Here is a 17,933-nt window from a genome sequence, read left to right as displayed (position 1 = left end):
GGCGGGATCCGTTCGGTGACTTCGTGCGGACGGCGCTGGAGGGGTACGGGGTCGACAGCCGCTTCGTGGGGGTGTCGGGGATCGCGCCGACGCCGGTGACGTTCTGCGAGATCTTCCCGCCGGACGACTTCCCGTTGTACTTCTACCGGCTGCCCAAGGCCCCGGACCTGGACCTTCAGGCGGATGAGCTGGATCTGGGAGCCGTGCGCGAGGCGCGCGTCTTCTGGGTCACCGGGACGGGGCTGAGCGAGGAGCCCAGCCGGGCTGCGACGCTGGCCGCGCTGGCGCACCGGGCCAAGGCCGGGACGACGGTGTTCGACCTGGACTGGCGGCCGATGTTCTGGGCCGACCCCGCCCGGGCGCGGGCCGGTTACGCCGAGGCGCTGCGCCACACCACGGTGGCCGTCGGCAATCTCGACGAGTGCGAGGTGGCCACGGGCGAGCGTGAGCCGTACGCCGCCGCGAAGGCGCTGCTCGCGGCCGGTGTGGAGTTGGCGGTGGTCAAGCAGGGCCCCAAGGGGGTGCTGGCCATGGACCGTGATGGCTCGGTCGCCGAGATTCCGCCCGTCCCCGTGGACGTGGTCAACGGCCTTGGTGCGGGCGACGCGTTCGGGGGCGCGCTGTGTCACGGGCTGCTGTCCGGCTGGGACACCCGGCGGACGGTGTCGTTCGCCAACGCCGCCGGCGCGATCGTGGCCGGGCGGTTGTCGTGCTCCGACGCGATGCCGACGGAGACCGAGGTCGACGCCAAGCTGCGCGAGGTGAGCCATGCCGTCTGAGAAGATCTCCCGCATCGTCGACGCCCGGGTGAACGATCCCGGGGCGGTTTCGGCGGCGGCCGTGCGGCGGGTGAAGGCCGCCTCGCTGCTCGGTGAGCACGGCAAGGCGATGATCATCGCCGCCGACCATCCGGCGCGGGGTGCCAACGGAGTGGGCGGCGACGCGAACGCCATGGCGGATCGCTTCGAGCTGCTGGACCGGCTGTGCGTGGCTCTCGAACGGCCGGGGGTGACCGGGGTCCTGGGCACCGCCGACATCCTGGAAGACCTGCTGCTGCTCGGGGTGCTGGACGGCAAGAGCGTCTTCGGGTCGATGAACCGGGCCGGGCTCGCCGGGTCGGTCTTCGAGATCGACGACCGGTTCACCGGGTACGACGCCGAGACGGTCGCCGCGATGGGCTTCGACGGCGGCAAGATGCTCACCCGGATCGCGCTGTCCGACCCGGCGACGCCGTCCGTCCTGGAGAACACCGCGCGTGCGGTGAACGAGCTCAATGACCGTCAGCTCATCGCGATGGTCGAGCCGTTCATGTCGGAGTGGCAGGACGGGAGGATCCGCAACGACCTGTCGACCGACGCGGTGATCAAGTCGGTGACCATCGCCTCGGGGCTCGGCCGGCGTACCGCCTACACATGGCTGAAGCTGCCGGTCGTCGACGGCATGGAGCGCGTCCTCGCCTCCTCGACACTGCCGGCGCTGCTGCTGGGCGGCGAGGTCAAAGACGCCGACGCGGCCTTCGCGTCCTGGGGCAAGGCGCTCAAGCGGCCCACCGCGCAGGGCCTGGTCGTGGGCCGCTCCCTGCTCTATCCCTCCAACGGCGATGTCGCCGGTGCCGTGGACCGGGCGGTGAGCCTCCTGTGAGCGACAAGTACCACCTGCCTGCGGGGACTTCGGCAGCAGGCCCCTACGACCTCCTGGTCACGCCGGAGTCGGCGGGCTGGGGCCATACCGGGCTCAGGATCCTGACCCTGGAGCCGGGCGAGGCGCACACCCTGTCCACCGGGGACTCCGAGTTCCTGGTCCTGCCGATGACGGGCTCCTGCACCGTCACCACGGACGGCAGGGCCTTCGAACTCACCGGCCGGACAGGCGTGTTCGCCTCGGTCACCGACTTCGCGTACCTCCCGCGCGAGTCGGAGGCCCGGATCAGCAGCGCATCCGGGGGAAGGTTCGCGCTGCCCTCCGCCCGTACCGAGCGGGGAGGTCACTCGGCTCGGTACGGGCGCAAGGAGGACGTGCCCGTCGAACTGCGGGGCGCCGGTGCGTGCTCGCGACAGGTCAACAACTACTGCCTGCCCGGCACCTTCGACGCCGGGCAACTACTGGTGTGCGAGGTGCTCACGCCCGGCGGCAACTGGTCCTCCTACCCGCCGCACAAGCACGACGAGGCCCGTCCGGGCGAGGAGTCGGAGCTGGAGGAGATCTACCACTTCGAGGTGTCCGGCGGCGAAGACGCCTTCGGCTTTCAGCGGGTGTACGGCACGCCGGACCGGCCCATCGATGTCCTGGCCGAGATCCGCTCGGGCGACACCGTTCTCATCCCGCACGGCTGGCACGGCCCCTCCATCGCCGCGCCCGGCTACGACCTCTACTACCTCAACGTCATGGCCGGCCCCGGCCAGGACCGCGCCTGGCTGATCTGCGACGACCCCGCCCACGGCTGGGTGCGCGCCACCTGGGACGCCCAGGACGTCGACGACCGGCTGCCCTTCGGAGAGAACCGATGAACACCGTACGACTGACCACCGCCCAGGCCCTGGTGCGCTTCCTCGCCCACCAGTACAGCGAACGCGACGGCCAGGAACAGCGGTTGATCCCCGGCGTGTGGGGCATCTTCGGCCACGGCAACGTCGCCGGCATCGGGCAGGCCCTGCTCCAGGCAGCCGCCACGCGAGAAGCGGACCTCCCCTACTACCTCGCCCGCAACGAGCAGGGCATGGTCCACGCTTCGGTGGCGTACGCCAAGATGCGCGACCGGCTGGCCACCTTCGCCTGCACCGCCTCCACCGGCCCCGGCTCCACCAACATGATCACCGGTGCGGCCCTCGCCACCACCAACCGCATCCCGGTCCTGCTCCTGCCCTCCGACATGTTCGCCACCCGCGCCGCCGACCCGGTGCTCCAGCAACTGGAGGACAGCCGGGGCGGAGACGTCACCGTCAACGACGCCTTCCGGGCCGTGTCCAAGTACTTCGACCGCGTCTCCCGGCCCGAGCAGCTCATCCCCGCCGCGCTGGCCGCCATGCGCGTGCTCACCGACCCGGTCGAGACCGGAGCCGTCACCCTCGCCCTGCCGCAGGACGTGCAGGCCGAAGCCCACGACTGGCCGGTCGACTTCTTCCGCCGCCGCGTCTGGCACCTGGGCCGCCCGGTCCCGGAGCCGGCCGCCGTCGAGCGCGCCGCCCGTCTGCTCCGCAACGCGAGGAAGCCCCTGATCGTCGCGGGCGGCGGAGCCGTCTACTCCGGCGCCGAGACCCAGCTCCGGGCCTTCGCCGAAGCCACCGGCATCCCGGTCGCGGACACCCACGCCGGCAAGGGCGCGGTGCCCTGGGATCACCCCTGCGCGGCGGGCGGTATCGGCTCCACCGGCTCCTACGCCGCGAACGAGCTGGCCAAGGACGCGGACGTCGTCCTGGGCATCGGCACCCGGTACTCCGACTTCACCACCGCCAGCCACACCGTCTTCGCCAACCCCGACGTCACCTTCGTCAACCTCAACGTCGCCCGCCTGGACGCCGTCAAGCACTCCGCCGAACCGGTCGTCGCGGACGCCCGGCTCGGGATCCAGGCACTGGCCGGAGCGCTCACGGACTGGGAGGTGGAGCCGGCGTACCGCGAGCGCACCCGTCACCTCATCGCCCGTACCCGGGAGATCGAGGACGAGTGCTTCGACCGGGGGCACGGGCCGCTGCCCGCGCAGACCGAGATCCTCGGCGCGCTCAACCAGGTGCTCGGCGACCGTGATGTGGTCATCAACGCGGCCGGTTCCATGCCGGGCGACCTCCAGCAACTGTGGCGGGCCCGGGATCCCAAGGCCTACCACGTCGAGTACGCCTACTCCTGCATGGGCTACGAAGTCGCCGCCGGCCTCGGCGCCAAGATGGCCGACCCGTCACGCGAGGTCGTCGTTCTCGTCGGCGACGGCTCCTATCTGATGATGGCCCAGGAGATCGTCACCATGGTCTCCGAAGGCCTCAAGGTCATCGTCGTCCTGGTCCAGAACCACGGCTTCGCCTCCATCGGCGCCCTCTCCGAATCCCTCGGCTCACAGCGCTTCGGCACCAAGTACCGCTACCGCGACGGTGATTCCGGCCTCCTCGACGGCGATGTCCTGCCCGTCGACCTCGCGGCCAACGCGTCGAGTCTCGGCGCCGACGTCCTGCACGCCGCCTCCGTCGTGGAGTTCCGCGCGGCGATGGACAAGGCCAGGGCCGCCACCCGCACCACCGTCGTCCACGTCGAGACCGACCTGTACGGGCCGAACCCGCCAGGCCACGGCTGGTGGGACGTCCCCGTGAGCCAAATCTCCGCCCTCGACTCCACCCGCACCGCCTACGACACCTACGCCGCCCACAAGAGCACCCAACGGCACTACCTCTGAGAAGGAACCCTCACGTGACAACCATCCCCCACTGGATCGACGGAGCACCCGCCACCGGCGAGGACACCGCCCCGGTGTTCAACCCCGCCACGGGCGCCGAGCAAGCCCGGGTCGTCCTCGGTGGCGCCTCCGACGTGGACACGGCGGTCGCCGCCGCGAGCCGCGCCTTCGACACCTGGTCGGAGTCCTCCCTCACCCAGCGCACTCAGGTCATGTTCGCCTTCCGCCAGCTCCTCCTCGACCACGAGGAGGAACTCGGCCGGATCATCTCCGCCGAGCACGGCAAGACCGTCGACGACGCGCGCGGCGAGATCGTCCGCGGCCGTGAGGTCGTCGAGTTCGCCTGCGGCCTCGGTGACGTCCTCAAGGGCGGCTTCTCCGACCAGGTCTCCCGCGGCGTCGACGTCCACAACTTCCGCCGGCCCCTCGGCGTCGTCGCCGGCATCACCCCCTTCAACTTCCCCGCCATGGTGCCGCTGTGGATGCACCCCATCGCCATCGCCACCGGCAACGCCTTCATCCTCAAGCCGAGCGAACGCGACCCCTCCGCCGCGAACTTCGTCGCCCGGCTCTACAAGAAGGCGGGTCTCCCCGACGGCGTCTTCAACGTCGTCCACGGCGGCAAGGACGCGGTCGACGCGATCCTGACCCACCCCGGCATCAGGGCCGTCTCCTTCGTCGGCTCCACCCCCATCGCCAAGTACGTCCACGAGACGGCCACCGCCCATGGCAAGCGCGTCCAAGCTCTCGGCGGCGCCAAGAACCATGCCGTCGTCCTGCCCGACGCCGACCTCGAGTACGCGGCCAACCACATCACCGCCGGCGCCTACGGCTCCGCCGGAGAACGCTGCATGGCCGTGTCGGTCGCCGTCGCCGTCGGTGACGCCGCCGACGGACTGGTCCAGGTGCTGGAGCGCAAGGCCCGCGAAATCAGGGTCGGCCCCGGGGACACCCCCGGCACCGACATGGGCCCGCTGGTCACCAAAGCCGCCCAGGAGCGCGTCGAGAACGCCGTCGCCACCGCGGCCGCGCAGGGAGCGACGGTCGTCGTGGACGGCCGGGGCCTCAAGGTCGAAGGTCACGAGGAGGGCTTCTTCACGGGTCCGTCCCTCCTCGACCATGTCACCGCCGAGATGGACGCCTACAAGGAGGAGCTGTTCGGCCCGGTCCTCGCCATCGTCCGTGCCGAGTCGCTCGACCAGGCGATCGGCCTCATCAACGCCAACCCCTACGGCAACGGCACCGCCCTCTTCACCGCCTCCGGCGAAGCGGCCCGCCGATTCCAGCGCAACGTCGACGTCGGCATGATCGGCGTCAACGTCCCCGTGCCCGTGCCGATGTCCTACTACTCCTTCGGCGGCTGGAAGGACTCCCTCATCGGCGACTCCCCCATCCACGGTCCCGAAGGCATCCGCTTCTACACCCGGCCCAAGGTCGTCACCACCCGCTGGCCCCGGACCGCACAACAGGCCGCCGCCGGGTTCAACTTCCCGACCTCGAGCTGATCCCCCCACACACGACACATCGACGGCAGGAGGTGGCCATGGACGTCACGGACGACACGCCCCAGGCCCCCGCACCAAGCACCACCGCCAGCGACCGCACCTCGCCGGAGGTCTACCGACGGCTGCGCTTCATCACCGTCATCGCCACGTTCGGCGGGCTTCTCTTCGGCTACGACACCGGCGTCATCTCCGGCGCGCTGCCCTTCATGGCTCTCTCGCCGGAGGAGGGCGGGCTCGGGCTGACGCCGCTGACCGAGGGGATCGTCGCGTCGTCCCTCGTGCTCGGCGCGGCGTTCGGGGCCCTGTTCGGGGGCCGGCTGTGTGACCGTTACGGCCGCAAGAGGACGATTCTCGGGCTCGCGGTGCTGTTCTTCGTCGGCGCGCTGGGCACGGCGCTCGCACCCGATCTCGTGGTGATGGTGCTGTTCCGGGTGCTGCTCGGGCTCGCCGTGGGCGGCGCGTCCGCGACGGTTCCGGTGTTCATCGCCGAACTGGCCCCGGCCGAGCGCCGCGGCCGGCTCGTCACGCAGAACGAGCTGATGATCGTGACCGGTCAGCTGCTGGCCTACACCTCGAACGCGGTCATGGCCGAGACCGTGGGCGAGGGCGGTGTGTGGCGCTGGATGCTCGCGATCGCCACGGTCCCGGCCGTGCTGCTGTGGTTCGGGATGCTGTTCGTGCCCGAGTCGCCGCGGTGGCTGGCCTCGCGCGGCCGGTTCGACGACGCCGCCCGCACCTTGAGCCGCATCCGGGACGCGCATATGGTCGACGCCGAGTTCGACGAGATCAAGCGCCGGGTCACCGCCGACGCCCATGAGCCGCGGGCGGGTTGGCGGGATCTGAGCACGCCGTGGGTGCGGCGCATCGTGATCTTCGGTTTCGGTCTTGCCGCGCTGACACAGCTCACCGGCGTCAACTCGATCATGTACTTCGCGCCGACGATCCTGCTGGACACGGGGCTCGGCACACAGGCCGCCCTCACGGCGACCATCGCGAACGGCGTCGTGGCGGTCCTCGCCGTGTCGACCGGCATGTGGCTGCTCGGCCGCTACGGCCGGCGCCCGATGCTGCTGACCGGGCAGGTCGGCGTCACCGTCTCGCTGCTGCTGATCGCCTTCTGCTTCCTGGTCCTGCCCGAGTCGACCGCCCGCAGCTACCTCGTGCTGGCGTCCATGCTGACCTTCCTGCTGTTCATGCAGGGCTGCATCGCGACGGTGTTCTGGCTGATGCTCGCGGAGATCTTCCCGCTGCGGCTGCGCGGCTTCGCGATGGGCACGGCCGTCTTCGGCACCTGGATGGCCAACTTCGTGGTCACGCTGGCGTTCCCGCCGTTGATCGACGCGATCGGCGGCGTCACGTTCCTGATCTTCGCCGCGATCAACGCCGTCACCTTGGCCTACTACGTGCGCACCGTTCCCGAGACCCGGGGCCGCTCGATGGAGGCCATCGAGTCCCACTTCCGCCGTCAGTACGCCACCTGATCATCCCTCCTTCGTGAAAGGCACCGCCATGACCACGTCCAGCAAGCCCCTCTCCGTCGCGGTGATCGGGGCCGGCATGGCCGGCCGCAGCCATGCCGCCGGATACCGCAACGTCAACACGGTCTACGGCGCGGGTCTGCCGCCCATCCGTCTGGCCGCGATCGCCGACGCCAACGCCGCGCTCGGCGAGGACGCCGCCCGCCGCTACGGCTACGACAAGGCCCTCCCGAGCTGGGAGGCCGTCGCCGAGGACCCGACGATCGACGCCGTCAGCATCGTCGTCGGCAACGATCTGCACCGGCCCATCGCGGAGGCGCTGGTGGCCGCCGGCAAGCACGTGCTGTGCGAGAAGCCGCTGGCCGGATCGCTTCAAGACGCCCGTGCGATGGCCGAGTTGGAGCGAAGCGCCGAGGTCGTGACGGCGGTCGGTTACACCTTCCGCCGCTCCCCCGGTATCGCCGCGATCCGCGACCACGTGCTGCGGGGTGAGCTGGGCGACCTGACGCTGTTCAGCGGCCGCTACTGGTGCGACTACGCCACCGACGCCAAGGGGCCGCTGAGCTGGCGGTTCAAGGGCGGACCGGGTTCCGGTGCGCTCGGTGACGTCGGTTCGCATGTCATCGACGCGGCCGAGTACGTGGCCGGGCCCATCGTCTCGGTCTCCGGTGCCACGCTGTCGACGCAGATCCCCAAGCGGCCCCTGCCGCTGGGCGCGGTCGTCGGGCACAACGCGGCGCCCGTCTCCGACGAGCTCGGCGAGGTCGAGAACGAGGACACCGCGTCCTTCACCGCCCGCTTCGAGTCGGGCCTCGTCGGCACCTTCTCGGTGTCCCGCACCGCGTTCGGGCTGCCCAACGGGCTCGCCTTCGACGTCCTGGGCGTGGGCGGCCGGGCCGCGTTCGACCAGCACCGGCCCGCCGAGTACCTCTTCGACGATGCCCAGCCCGACGCCCGTACCCGGGGCGCGCGGCACATCATCGCCGGCCCGAACCTGCCGTACTTCGCGGGCGGTGTCCCGATGGAGGCGCCGGGCGTGGGCGCCAGCAACGCCGACAACTTCACCTACCAGGCCCGGGCCTTCCTCGACCAGGTCGCCGGGGTCTCCGAGCCGCTGCCGGCCTGCGCCACGTTCGCCGACGCGCTGCGGACCATGGAGATCATCCGGGCCGTCGTCGAGTCCTCCCGTCTCGGCGGCACCGCCGTCGACGTTCCGCCCGCCGCCTGACCACTCGTATCCAAGGAGCACGAACCATGGCCCTCAAGCTCGGCGCGTACACCGCCTGCCTGCACGACCGGACCCTCACCGAGGCCCTCGACATCCTGAAGGAGAACGGGCTGACGTCGGTCGAGGTCAACACCGGTGGCTTCATTCCCGCCCCGCACTGCCCGGTGGACCTGCTGCTGTCCTCGGCCACCGCGCGCGAGGAGTACCTGGCGACGTTCGCCGACCGCGGGATGGAACTGACCGGGCTGAACTGCAACGGCAATCCGCTCAACCCGCTGCCGGGCGTCGGCCCGAAGCACGCCGACGACCTGCGCCGCACCATCCGTCTGGCCGGTCTGCTCGGTGTGAAGCACGTCGTCACCATGTCCGGCACCCCGGGCTCCGACCCGGACGCGAAGTACCCCTCCTGGGTCGTGAACCCGTGGGACGGCGTCTACATGGACGTCCTGGACTACCAGTGGGGCGTGGCCGTCGAGTTCTGGAAGGAGATCGACGCGCTGGCCCGGGAGCACGAGGTCCGGGTCGCCATCGAGATGCACCCGCACAACGTGGTGTTCTCCCCGGTCACCCTCAAGCGCCTCGTCGACGAGGGCGGCCTGACGAACGTCGGCGCCGAGATGGACCCCTCGCACCTGATGTGGCAGGGCATGGACGTCGTCGCCTGCATCAAGTGGCTGGGCCCGCTGGTGTTCCACGCCGCCGCGAAGGACGCCACGCTCTGCCCGGGTGCCGACATCCGCGGTGTGCTGGACACGTCGTTCGCCCGCGTGCCGGCCGACGCGCCCGGCAAGGTGCCCACCGGCTACGGGTTCTGGTGCAACGCCTGGCCGGAGAACCCGGCGTGGAAGTTCGTCGCCGTCGGTGAGGGACACGACGTGGCCTACTGGACGGAGTTCCTGCGCGCCCTCGCCGAGGTCGACCCGGACATGGCGGTGAACATCGAGCACGAGGACGCCGCCTACTCGCAGACCGAGGGCCTGGCCCTGGCCGCGAAGAGCCTGCACGGCGCCGCGGCCGCGCTGTGACACAGGTTCGCGCCCGGCCCCGTTCCTCAAGGACGGGGCCGGGTCGCGACCGGCTCACCGGCGTTGCCATTCCTCCGCGAGGAGTCGGTAGGAACGCACGCGGTCGGTGTGGTCGTGCGTGATGGTGGTGATGATCAGCTCGTCGGCGCCGGTGGCCTCCTGAAGTTGTTCGAGCTGGTCGGCGACGCGCCCCGGCGAGCCGACGAACTGGGTGTCGACACGGTCGGCGACCAGGGCCCGGTCCTGCTCCGTCCAGGCGTGGGCGCGAGCCTGCTCGGGGGTCGGGAAGGGGATCGCGCCCTCGGCGGTACGGATGCTGCGCACCCACGGGCCGTAGCCGGCGGCCAGTTCGCGGGCCCTCTCGTCGTCCTCGGCGACGACGACATCGGCGGAGACGCTGACGAAGGGCTTGTCGAGAGCGTCGCACGGCTGGAACGCGGCCCGATAGCCCTCGGCCGCCTCCAGCACGGTGGCCGGACTGACGTGGTAATTGGCCGCGAAGCGCAGGCCGTTGCGGCCCGCCACGTCGGCGCTCTCCCCGCCGCTGCTGCCGAGGATCCAGACCTGCAGGTCGGCGCCCTCGCCGGGGACGGCGTGTGCTTCGAGGCCGTCCGGCGAACGGTAGTCGCCGCGCAGCAGCGCGAGGATGTCGTCGACCTGTTCGCCGTAGTCCTGGTGGCCGGCGCCCGGCTGCTGCAACAACCGCTGCTGGAGCTGGAGGCGCGGTGAACCGCGCAGGTGCTCGAAGGAGAACCGGGGCGGGATCTTCAGGCCGCCCGGGGTGCGTCCGTCGACGACCGGCGTCGTGGTCGGGCGGGCTTCCGCCGTCTGCCCGGGGGGTCGGCCGCCGGAGCGGCCGAGGCCCAGGTCGAGTCGCCCCGGGTGCAGGGCGTCGATGAGGCCGAACTCCTCGACGGTGGACAGGGCGGTGCGGTGGCCGAGTTGCACGGCCCCGGAGCCGATCCTGATCGTGGAGGTCGCGGAGGCGGTCAGGGCCAGTACGACGGCGGGTGAGGTCCCGGCCACGCCCGGGTTGAGGTGGTGCTCGGCGAACCAGTAGCGGCTGTAGCCGAACTGCTCGCTCTGCCGGGCGAGGTCGATGGTGTTCCGCAGCGCCCCGGCGGCGGTGGAGCCGGACGGGATCGGGACGAGGTCGAGGACCCCGAGAGGGATGCCGGACATGGTCGGGTGCTCCTCAGCGGTCTGGTGGTCGCGGACGGTCTCGGGACGAGACGGCTAGCTGCCGTCCTTCGGCAGGCCGGGCGGGTTGATCTCCGACCTGGTCACGGCCTCGTCTGACAGGCCCCAGCGCTTCAGCACCTTCGCGTAGGTGCCGTTGTCGATGATGTGGTTGATCGCGTCGGCGAGGGGCTTGGCGAGTCCGCTGTTCTTCTTGGTGGTGGCCGCGATGAGGCCCTGGAGGCCCGCGCCGGCCCCGGAGTAGGTGCCGACGACCTCCGTCCTCCCGCTGGTGGCCGCGTGGTAGGCGGCGGTCGGGTTGGGGCCGAGGTAGAGGTCGATCCGGCCGGACTGGAGAGCGAGGTAGGTGTCGCTCTCGTTCTGGTAGTACTTGATGTCCACCGGCTCGCGGCCGGCCTTCTTGTTCTGTGCCGACCACTCGACCAGCAGCTTCTCCTGGTTGGTGCCGCTGCTCACGGCGACGGTCTTGCCCGCCACGTCCTTCGGCCCGGTGATCTTCAGGCCGCTGCCCTTCCTCGCCGCGAACCCCAGGTTGTCCTCGCGGTAGGGGGCGAAGTCGTACTTCTCCTTGCGTTCCTCGGTGACGGTGATGTTGCTGAGGCCCGCGTCGTACTTGGCGCTGTCGAGGCCGACGAAGATGTTCTCCCACGACACGGTGTTGATGTGGGGCTTGAGGCCGAGCACGTTCGCGACCAGGTGGGCGAGGTCGGGCTCGACACCGATGACGGTCTTGTTGTCGGTGGCGTAGAAGGTCAGCGGCGCGGCGGAGCCGGACGAGGAGACGAGTTCCAGGGTGCCTCTCTTGCGGATCTTCTCCGGGACTTCCGCCGCTATGGAGTCGACCTTTCCGGTCGTGACGCGCTTCTGGTCGGGGCTGATGTTGATCTTCGTCTTGCTGCCGGACTTGGCCGCGACCTCGGTGGTGCCGCCGTCGGTGGGGTTGGCGCAGCCGGCGAGGACGAGGGCGATGGCGAGTCCGAGCGTTGCCGCGGTGGTGCGGCGGGCGGCGAGGGTGGCCACGGTGGTGCTCCTTGCGTGTGTAACGGGTGGGTGGTCACAGGACCTTGGAGAGAAAAGCGCGGGTGCGCTCGTGCTGCGGGGCGTCGAGGACGGCCGAGGGCGGGCCCTGCTCCACGACGACTCCGCCGTCCATGAAGACCACCGTGTCGGCGACCTCGCGGGCGAAGCCGATCTCGTGCGTCACGACGATCATGGTGGTGCCGGTGCGGCCGAGGTCCTTGATGACGTCGAGGACCTCGCCGACCAGTTCGGGGTCGAGCGCCGAGGTGGGCTCGTCGAAGAGCAGCACCTTGGGTTCGAGGGCGAGTGCGCGGGCGATGGCGACGCGCTGCTGCTGTCCGCCGGACAACTGCCGTGGGTAGGCATCGGTCTTGTCGGCGAGGCCGACCCGCTCCAGCAGCCGGCGGGCGGTCTCCTCCGCCTCCTTGCGCGGGCGGCGGAGCGCGGAGACGGGGGCTTCGACGAGGTTCTCCAGCACGGTCAGGTGCGGGAAGAGGTTGAAGTTCTGGAAGACGAACCCGATGTTGGTCCGCTGCTTCAGAACGTCCTTCTCCTTCAGCTCGTGCAGCTTGCTGCCCGAGCGGCGGTAGCCGATGAGCTCGCCGTCGATGCTGACCCAGCCGCGGTTGACCTTCTCCAGGTGGTTGATGGTGCGCAGCAGCGTGGACTTGCCGGAGCCGGACGGGCCGAGGATCACGGTGACCTCGCCGGCGCGGACCTCCAGGTCGACACCGCGCAGCACCTCCAGGGCGCCGAAGCTCTTGTGGACGCCGTGGACGTCGACCATGACGGCATTCATGAGCTCTCCTTCGTCACGAAGCGCCGGGCGCGCTGGAACGGGGTGGGCGGCGGGGTGCGGTCGGCGCCCCGGGCGTAGCGGCGCTCGATGTAGTACTGGGCGACCGACAGCAGGGAGGTCAGGACGACGTACCAGGCGGTGGCGACCAGCAGCAGCGGGATCACCCGGCCGTTGCGGCCGTAGATCACCTGCACCTGGTAGAAGAGCTCGCCGATGGACATCACGTAGACCACCGAGGTGCCTTTGAGCAGGCCGATGATCTCGTTGCCCGCGGTGGGCAGGATGGCGCGCATGGCCTGCGGCAGGACGATACGGCGGATCTGCCGCAGCCGGGGGATGCCCAGCGCGGCGGCTGCTTCGAGCTGTCCCTGGTCGACGGCGAGGACGCCGCCGCGGACGATCTCGGCCGCGTAGGCCGCCTGATGCAGGGTCAGCCCGATGACGGCGGCGCCGATGGTGCCGATGAGGGTGTTGCTGTCGACGGACCAGAACACCGGGCCGAAGGGGATACCGAGGCCCAGGTCCTTGTACAGGGCGCTGAGGTTGAACCAGAACACAAGCTGGACGATCATCGGGATCGAGCGGAAGATCCAGATGTAGGTCCAGGCGACGGTCGAGAGCAGCGGGCTGCGCGACAGCCGCATGAAGGCGATCACGGTGCCGAGGAGGAAGCCGAGGACGGTGGCGTAGGCGGTGAGCTGGAGGGTCACCCACACCGCCTGGACGATCGTCTCCGAGAAGACGTAGTCGCGGAAGACGTTCCACTCCCAGACGGGGTTCGTGGCCAGGCCGTGGACGAACTGGGCGATCAGTACGATCACGGCGGCGCCGGCGGCCCAGCGGGCGTAGTGGCGGGTGGGGACGACCTTCAGTTCGGCCGGGTCTTCGACCAGCCTCGGGGCCGGTTCTGTGATGGTGTCGCTGCTCATGGGGTCACCTGTGCTCGGGCGGGTTGATCTGCGACGCGTCGATCGCGGAGGCGGAGGTACCCCACTTCTTGAGGATCCGGGCGTACGTGCCGTCCTTGATCAGTTCATCGACGGCGGCCTGGAAGGCCTTGGTGAGCGGGGAGTTCTTCCGGAAGGCGAAGCCGACGTCGAGGCGGTGGTACTCGCCGAGGAAGGTGGTCTGCGCGGCGGGCTGGGCCGCCTGGTAGCGCAGGCCGTTGATCGTCGACATGATCACGTCGATGCGGCCCTGCTGGAGCGCGGTGAGCGTGGCGCCGTTCTCCGAGTAGACCTTCACCTCGTACGGCTTCTTGCCGGCCTTCGCGCAGATGTCCTTCTGCGCGGTGAGGGTCGTCTCGAAGGTGGTGCCGGCGCCGGTGCCGATGGTCAGCCCGCACAGCTGCTTCAGGTCGGTGACCTTCTTCTTGAGTGTGGTGTTGCCCTTCTTCACGGCGAAGCCCTGGCCGTCGTTGATGTAGGTGACGAAGTCGACGGTCTTCAGGCGCTGGGTGGTGACACCGAAGTTGCCGGTGCCGACGTCGTACTTGCCGCTGCCGAGGGCGGGCAGGATCGTCTCGAAGGAGGCGTCCTGCCGTGCCGGTTTCACGCCGAGGACCTTGGCCACCGCGTCGGCGATGTCGATGTCCTGGCCCGCGGGGGCCTTGCCGGGGCCGTTCGGGTAGTAGGCCCCGGGCGGGAACCCGACGGAGCTGCCGATGCGCAGGGTGCCCGCCTTGCGGACGTCGGCGGGCAGCAGGGCGGCGACGGAGTCCACCTTGCGTACGGCGGCGACCGGGTCGTCACTCGGTGCGGGGGACGCCTGGGCGCCCGCCGGACTGGTGCCGGGGGTGCCGCCGGAGCCGCAGGCGGTCAGCGCCAGGACGGGCAGCACGACGAGGGCGGCGGCGCCGCGCAGATGGGTTCTGATCAGGCGGATGTTCACGGCTTGGGGGCCTCTCCGAGGTGTTTCTCGAACGGCAGCGGGCCGATGGTCTCCGGGTCGGCCTCGGTGTCGAACAGGGGGGTGTAGCCGGTGGCCAGGTACAGGCCGCGGGCCTCGGGCTGGCGTGGGCCGGTGGTGAGGTAGATCCGGCGGTAGCCGCGGACGGCCGCCTCGTGCTCCAGCTCGGCGACGACACGCCGGGCCAGTCCGCGCCGCCGGTGGGCGGAGTGGCTCCAGATCCTCTTCAGCTCGGCCGTGGTCGCGTCGTACCGGCGGAAGGCGCCGCCCGCGACAGGCTCGCCGCGCTCCAGGAGCAGCAGGAGCAGACCGCCGTGCGGTTCGGTGAACTCCTCGTCGGGATAGCGGGCCATCTCGGCGTGCGCGTCCCCGCCGTAGCGTCTGGAGTACTCATGGCCGAGTTCGCGCAGGAGTGGCTCGACGCGGGGATCGGAGACGGGAACGTGAAGGGACGTCAGTTCCGGTGCGGAGGTCATCCGTTCACCGCTGTGAGGGTCTGTGTCCCGCGGGCCGCACGCTCGGCGTCGCGCTTGGCGACCTCCTCGCGGACGATGGGGATCACGTGCCGTCCGAAGTCGATGGCGTCGCCCAGCAGGTCGTAGCCGCGGGCGGAGAGGATGTCGACGCCGAGGTCGTAGTAGTCCAGGAGGGCCTGGGCGACCGTCTCCGGGGTGCCGACCAGGGCGTTGGAGTTGCCCGCGCCGCCGGTCGCGGCGGCCGTCGGGGTCCACAGGGCACGGTCGTAGCGCTCCCCCGCCTCGGCGATGGCGATCAGCCGCTGCGAGCCGGTGTTCTGCGGTTGCGCCAGTCCGTTGTGGCGCTTGGTGATCGCCTCGCCCCGCTCCTTGCGGGCCTTGATCGCACCGACCGTGCGATGGGCCTTCTCCCAGGCCAGTTCCTCGGTCGGGGCGATGATCGGGCGGAAGGCCACCTGGATGCGCGGCACGTCGGAGCGGCCCGCCGCCTTCGCCGCCGCCTTCACCGTCTCGATCTGCTCGGCGGTCTTCGCCAGGGGCTCGCCCCAGAGGCAGTAGACGTCGGCCTCGGCACCGCCGGCGGCGTACGCGGCGGGAGACGAGCCGCCGAAGGACACGTTCGGGCGCGGCTGCTGGACCGGGAAGACGTCGCTGACGAAGTCGTGGAAGCGGTAGTGCTCGCCCTCGTGGTCGAAGGGCTCGTGCGTGGTCCAGATCTTCTTGACGATCCGGATGTACTCGCGGGTGCGGGTGTAGCGCTCGTCCTTGGTGAGGGTGTCGCCCTCACGGCCCTGTTCGTGGTCGTTGCCGCCCGTGATGAAGTGCACGGTCAGCCGGCCCTCGCTGATCTGGTCGAGGGTGGCGAAGGTCTTCGCGGCGAACGTCGGGTACGAGACGTTGGGCCGGTGGGCGAGGAGGATCTGGAGCCGGTCCAGCCTGCTCGCGATGTAGGCGGCGGCCGGCGCCGGGTCCGGCGATCCGGAGCCGTAGGCGAACAGCACCCGGTCCCAGTCGTGGTCCTCGTGCGCGCGGGCGAGCCGGAGCGTGTACTCCTTGTCGAAGGCGGCGCCGGAGCGCGGGGTGGTTTCGGAACCGTCGTGGGTGGCGGCGATGCCGAGGAACTCCACGGGCATGGGTAAGGCCTTTCCTCAAGTCCTCTGAAGCCACGCCGAGTTCGGATGGAGACACGGCGGGGCACGCCCTCGGGGCGGCCGGGTGTGACGGCGCCTCAGGGCGTGGGGAACCAGGTGATGAACAGGTGTGATGACGCCGGGGTACGAGTCCCGGGCGAGGTGGGGCGACGGCAGCGCGTGTCAGAAGAGAGACTCGGCCCGCGACGGGGACACCGAGGGAGGGAAGGGCCGGTCAGACGGCCCGCTGCCGCGTCAGGCGCAACACGCCGCGGACCACACCAGACCGAAGTCGATGTGGACCCGGCTGACCAGGCGCTGTCCGGCATTCATGCGACTACTTGAGCAGGACATCTCGCTTTTCGTCAACCACGGCTCGGATGCCGGACGGGAGTTGCGCGGTTCCTGTGTGTGGTTGACACCTGTGTGTGTCGGCCCCATACGATCGGGCGCACCGCGTTGAGGGACGCGGCGAGCGTGATGACGCCCAAGCCGGACTCCGGCCCCGTACCCATGCCGCGCCTCCCTCCCTGGAGATCCTTCCGATGGTCTCGCCGCCTGATCTCACCGACTCCGCACCTGCCGCGTCCGCAGGGCCTCCGACAGCATCCTCCGGCCGGGTTCCGGGCCGAGGGCCCGACGACGGTCTCCCACGGATCGTGCCGCGCCGGCGCGTCGGCCGCCTGCTGTCCGCGGCCGTCGCGCTGCTGCTCTTCGCGATGGTGGTCAACTCCGTCGTCCGCAACCGCGCCTTCCAGTGGGATGTGGTCGGCCTCTACTTCACCAGTGGCGCCGTGCTCGACGGACTGCTCCTCACCCTGTGGCTGACCGGCGTGGTGATGGTGCTCGGCTTCCTGCTCGGTATTCCGCTGGCCGTGATGCGGTTGTCCGACAACCCCGTGCTGGCCACGCTGAGTTGGGGCTTCGTGTGGATCTTCCGGTCCACTCCGCTGCTGGTGCAGCTGCTGTTCTGGTTCAACATCGGTGCCCTCTACCCGACGCTCGGACTCGGCGTCCCGTTCGGCCCGCAGTTCATCACCGTCAAGACGGTGAACCTGCTCGGCCCGGCCCTCACCGCCGTCATCGGCCTGACGCTGCACGAGGCCGCCTACGCCGCGGAGGTGGTGCGCGGCGGCATCCTCTCGGTGGACGCCGGCCAGACGGAGGCGGCCCAGGCCCTCGGCATCGGCAGGGCGCGCACCCTGCGCCGGATCGTGGTGCCGCAGGCGATGCGCTCCATCGTGCCGACTGCCGGCAACATGCTGATCGGCACCCTGAAGGGCACGAGCATCGTCAGTGTGCTGGCCGTGCACGACCTGCTGTACTCGGCGCAACTGGTCTACAACCAGACCTACCAGGTCATCCCGCTGCTGATGGTCGCCACGCTCTGGTACATCGCCGTCACCACCGTGCTCAGCGTGGGGCAGTTCTATGTCGAGCGCCACTATGCGCGTGGCGCGGCGCGGGCTCTGCCGCCCACGCCCGTGCAGAGACTGAGGGCCCGGCTGGCCGCCTACCGCCGTTCCCTACATTCCCTATAGAATTACTAGGAAAGTATGGACGGCGCCTCGGGCCGCTGCACAGGATGACGCATGCCCCACACAAGTTGAGGAGACCTCTGCCATGGGCCCAGCCCCTGCGCCGGCCGGCCCCGGCTCGGACTCCGAGCCGACCGGGCCCGGCCGTGCGCACTGGCTGCGCGTGGCCCGTGAGACGGCGGTCGACCTGGCCACGGTCGCGGTGGCCAGGGACCACGCAGGCAAGCCCCCGTTCGACTAGGTGT

17 protein-coding genes are annotated in these 17,933 nt (G+C 70.4%); 10 read left to right on the top strand and 7 right to left on the bottom strand.

Translation table 11 applies throughout. From position 1 onward, the window contains the following. The 8 genes from ACFTZL_RS22980 to ACFTZL_RS22945 all read left to right on the top strand — a co-directional run. Positions 1–779: PfkB family carbohydrate kinase (locus ACFTZL_RS22980; RefSeq protein WP_382585848.1), on the top strand; the 779-nt coding region annotated here is incomplete at its 5' end. After that, positions 769–1,641 (top strand): aldolase, encoded by an 873-nt coding sequence (locus tag ACFTZL_RS22975; RefSeq protein WP_382585845.1) that lies wholly within the window; start codon positions 769–771, stop codon positions 1,639–1,641. The genes ACFTZL_RS22980 and ACFTZL_RS22975, both read left to right, overlap by 11 nt. Next, the gene (gene iolB / locus ACFTZL_RS22970; RefSeq protein WP_382585842.1) at positions 1,638–2,507 is read left to right on the top strand and encodes a 5-deoxy-glucuronate isomerase; all 870 of its coding nucleotides are present in this window, start codon (positions 1,638–1,640) and stop codon (positions 2,505–2,507) included. The genes ACFTZL_RS22975 and iolB overlap by 4 nt, the downstream gene beginning before the upstream one ends. Next, the gene (gene iolD, locus ACFTZL_RS22965; protein ID WP_382585839.1) at positions 2,504–4,381 is read left to right on the top strand and encodes a 3D-(3,5/4)-trihydroxycyclohexane-1,2-dione acylhydrolase (decyclizing); all 1,878 of its coding nucleotides are present in this window, start codon (positions 2,504–2,506) and stop codon (positions 4,379–4,381) included. The genes iolB and iolD overlap by 4 nt, the downstream gene beginning before the upstream one ends. A 14-nt stretch (positions 4,382–4,395) precedes the next feature. Then, a complete protein-coding gene (locus ACFTZL_RS22960) occupies positions 4,396–5,886 on the top strand; it encodes a CoA-acylating methylmalonate-semialdehyde dehydrogenase (RefSeq protein WP_382585835.1) in 1,491 nt (496 codons plus the stop codon). A 38-nt stretch (positions 5,887–5,924) separates the two neighbouring features. Further along, a complete protein-coding gene (locus ACFTZL_RS22955) occupies positions 5,925–7,367 on the top strand; it encodes a sugar porter family MFS transporter (protein WP_382585832.1) in 1,443 nt (480 codons plus the stop codon). Positions 7,368–7,395: 28 nt separating this feature from the next. Beyond that, positions 7,396–8,592, top strand: a complete 1,197-nt coding sequence (locus ACFTZL_RS22950) for a Gfo/Idh/MocA family protein (RefSeq protein ID WP_382585829.1) — start codon at positions 7,396–7,398, stop codon at positions 8,590–8,592. A gap of 26 nt (positions 8,593–8,618) precedes the next feature. After that, positions 8,619–9,617, top strand: a complete 999-nt coding sequence (locus ACFTZL_RS22945; RefSeq protein ID WP_382585826.1) for a sugar phosphate isomerase/epimerase family protein — start codon at positions 8,619–8,621, stop codon at positions 9,615–9,617. 54 nt (positions 9,618–9,671) lie between these two features. Here ACFTZL_RS22945 and ACFTZL_RS22940 read toward each other — a convergent pair whose 3' ends face one another. Genes ACFTZL_RS22940 through ACFTZL_RS22910 form a run of 7 tightly spaced genes read right to left on the bottom strand, consistent with a single transcriptional unit; the run spans position 9,672 to position 16,153 of the window. Next, positions 9,672–10,799, bottom strand: coding sequence for an LLM class flavin-dependent oxidoreductase (locus ACFTZL_RS22940; RefSeq protein ID WP_382585823.1), 1,128 nt, complete (start codon positions 10,797–10,799; stop codon positions 9,672–9,674). A gap of 54 nt (positions 10,800–10,853) precedes the next feature. Then, positions 10,854–11,837: an ABC transporter substrate-binding protein gene (locus ACFTZL_RS22935; RefSeq protein WP_382585820.1), complete on the bottom strand. Its 984-nt coding sequence runs from the start codon at positions 11,835–11,837 to the stop codon at positions 10,854–10,856. A 34-nt stretch (positions 11,838–11,871) separates the two neighbouring features. After that, a complete protein-coding gene (locus ACFTZL_RS22930; protein WP_382585817.1) occupies positions 11,872–12,636 on the bottom strand; it encodes an amino acid ABC transporter ATP-binding protein in 765 nt (254 codons plus the stop codon). Then, positions 12,633–13,565, bottom strand: a complete 933-nt coding sequence (locus ACFTZL_RS22925; protein WP_382585814.1) for an amino acid ABC transporter permease — start codon at positions 13,563–13,565, stop codon at positions 12,633–12,635. The genes ACFTZL_RS22930 and ACFTZL_RS22925 overlap by 4 nt, the downstream gene beginning before the upstream one ends. Before the next feature lie 4 nt (positions 13,566–13,569). Continuing rightward, positions 13,570–14,526: an ABC transporter substrate-binding protein gene (locus ACFTZL_RS22920; RefSeq protein WP_382585811.1), complete on the bottom strand. Its 957-nt coding sequence runs from the start codon at positions 14,524–14,526 to the stop codon at positions 13,570–13,572. Beyond that, positions 14,523–15,020 carry a GNAT family N-acetyltransferase gene (locus tag ACFTZL_RS22915; protein ID WP_382585808.1) on the bottom strand — a complete coding sequence of 166 codons (498 nt, stop codon included), beginning with the start codon at positions 15,018–15,020 and terminating at the stop codon, positions 14,523–14,525. The genes ACFTZL_RS22920 and ACFTZL_RS22915 overlap by 4 nt, the downstream gene beginning before the upstream one ends. Continuing rightward, entirely contained in the window at positions 15,017–16,153 is a 1,137-nt protein-coding gene (locus tag ACFTZL_RS22910) for an LLM class flavin-dependent oxidoreductase (protein ID WP_382585805.1), read from the bottom strand. The genes ACFTZL_RS22915 and ACFTZL_RS22910 overlap by 4 nt, the downstream gene beginning before the upstream one ends. Positions 16,154–16,695: 542 nt before the next feature. Here ACFTZL_RS22910 and ACFTZL_RS22905 point away from each other — a divergent pair. Together ACFTZL_RS22905 and ACFTZL_RS22900 are read left to right on the top strand one after the other, a co-directional pair. Further along, positions 16,696–17,691 carry an amino acid ABC transporter permease gene (locus ACFTZL_RS22905; RefSeq protein ID WP_382585802.1) on the top strand — a complete coding sequence of 332 codons (996 nt, stop codon included), beginning with the start codon at positions 16,696–16,698 and terminating at the stop codon, positions 17,689–17,691. 82 nt (positions 17,692–17,773) lie between these two features. Then, on the top strand, positions 17,774–17,929 hold the full coding sequence (locus ACFTZL_RS22900) for a hypothetical protein (RefSeq protein ID WP_382585799.1): 156 nt from the start codon (positions 17,774–17,776) through the stop codon (positions 17,927–17,929). Positions 17,930–17,933 lie beyond the last annotated feature (4 nt).

This window comes from Streptomyces sp. NPDC056948 (assembly GCF_042674225.1).
Taxonomy (GTDB): Bacteria; Actinomycetota; Actinomycetes; order Streptomycetales; family Streptomycetaceae; genus Streptomyces; species Streptomyces purpurascens.
Note: the sequence above shows the minus strand (reverse complement) of the source record. Positions and strands in the feature narration are given on the sequence as shown.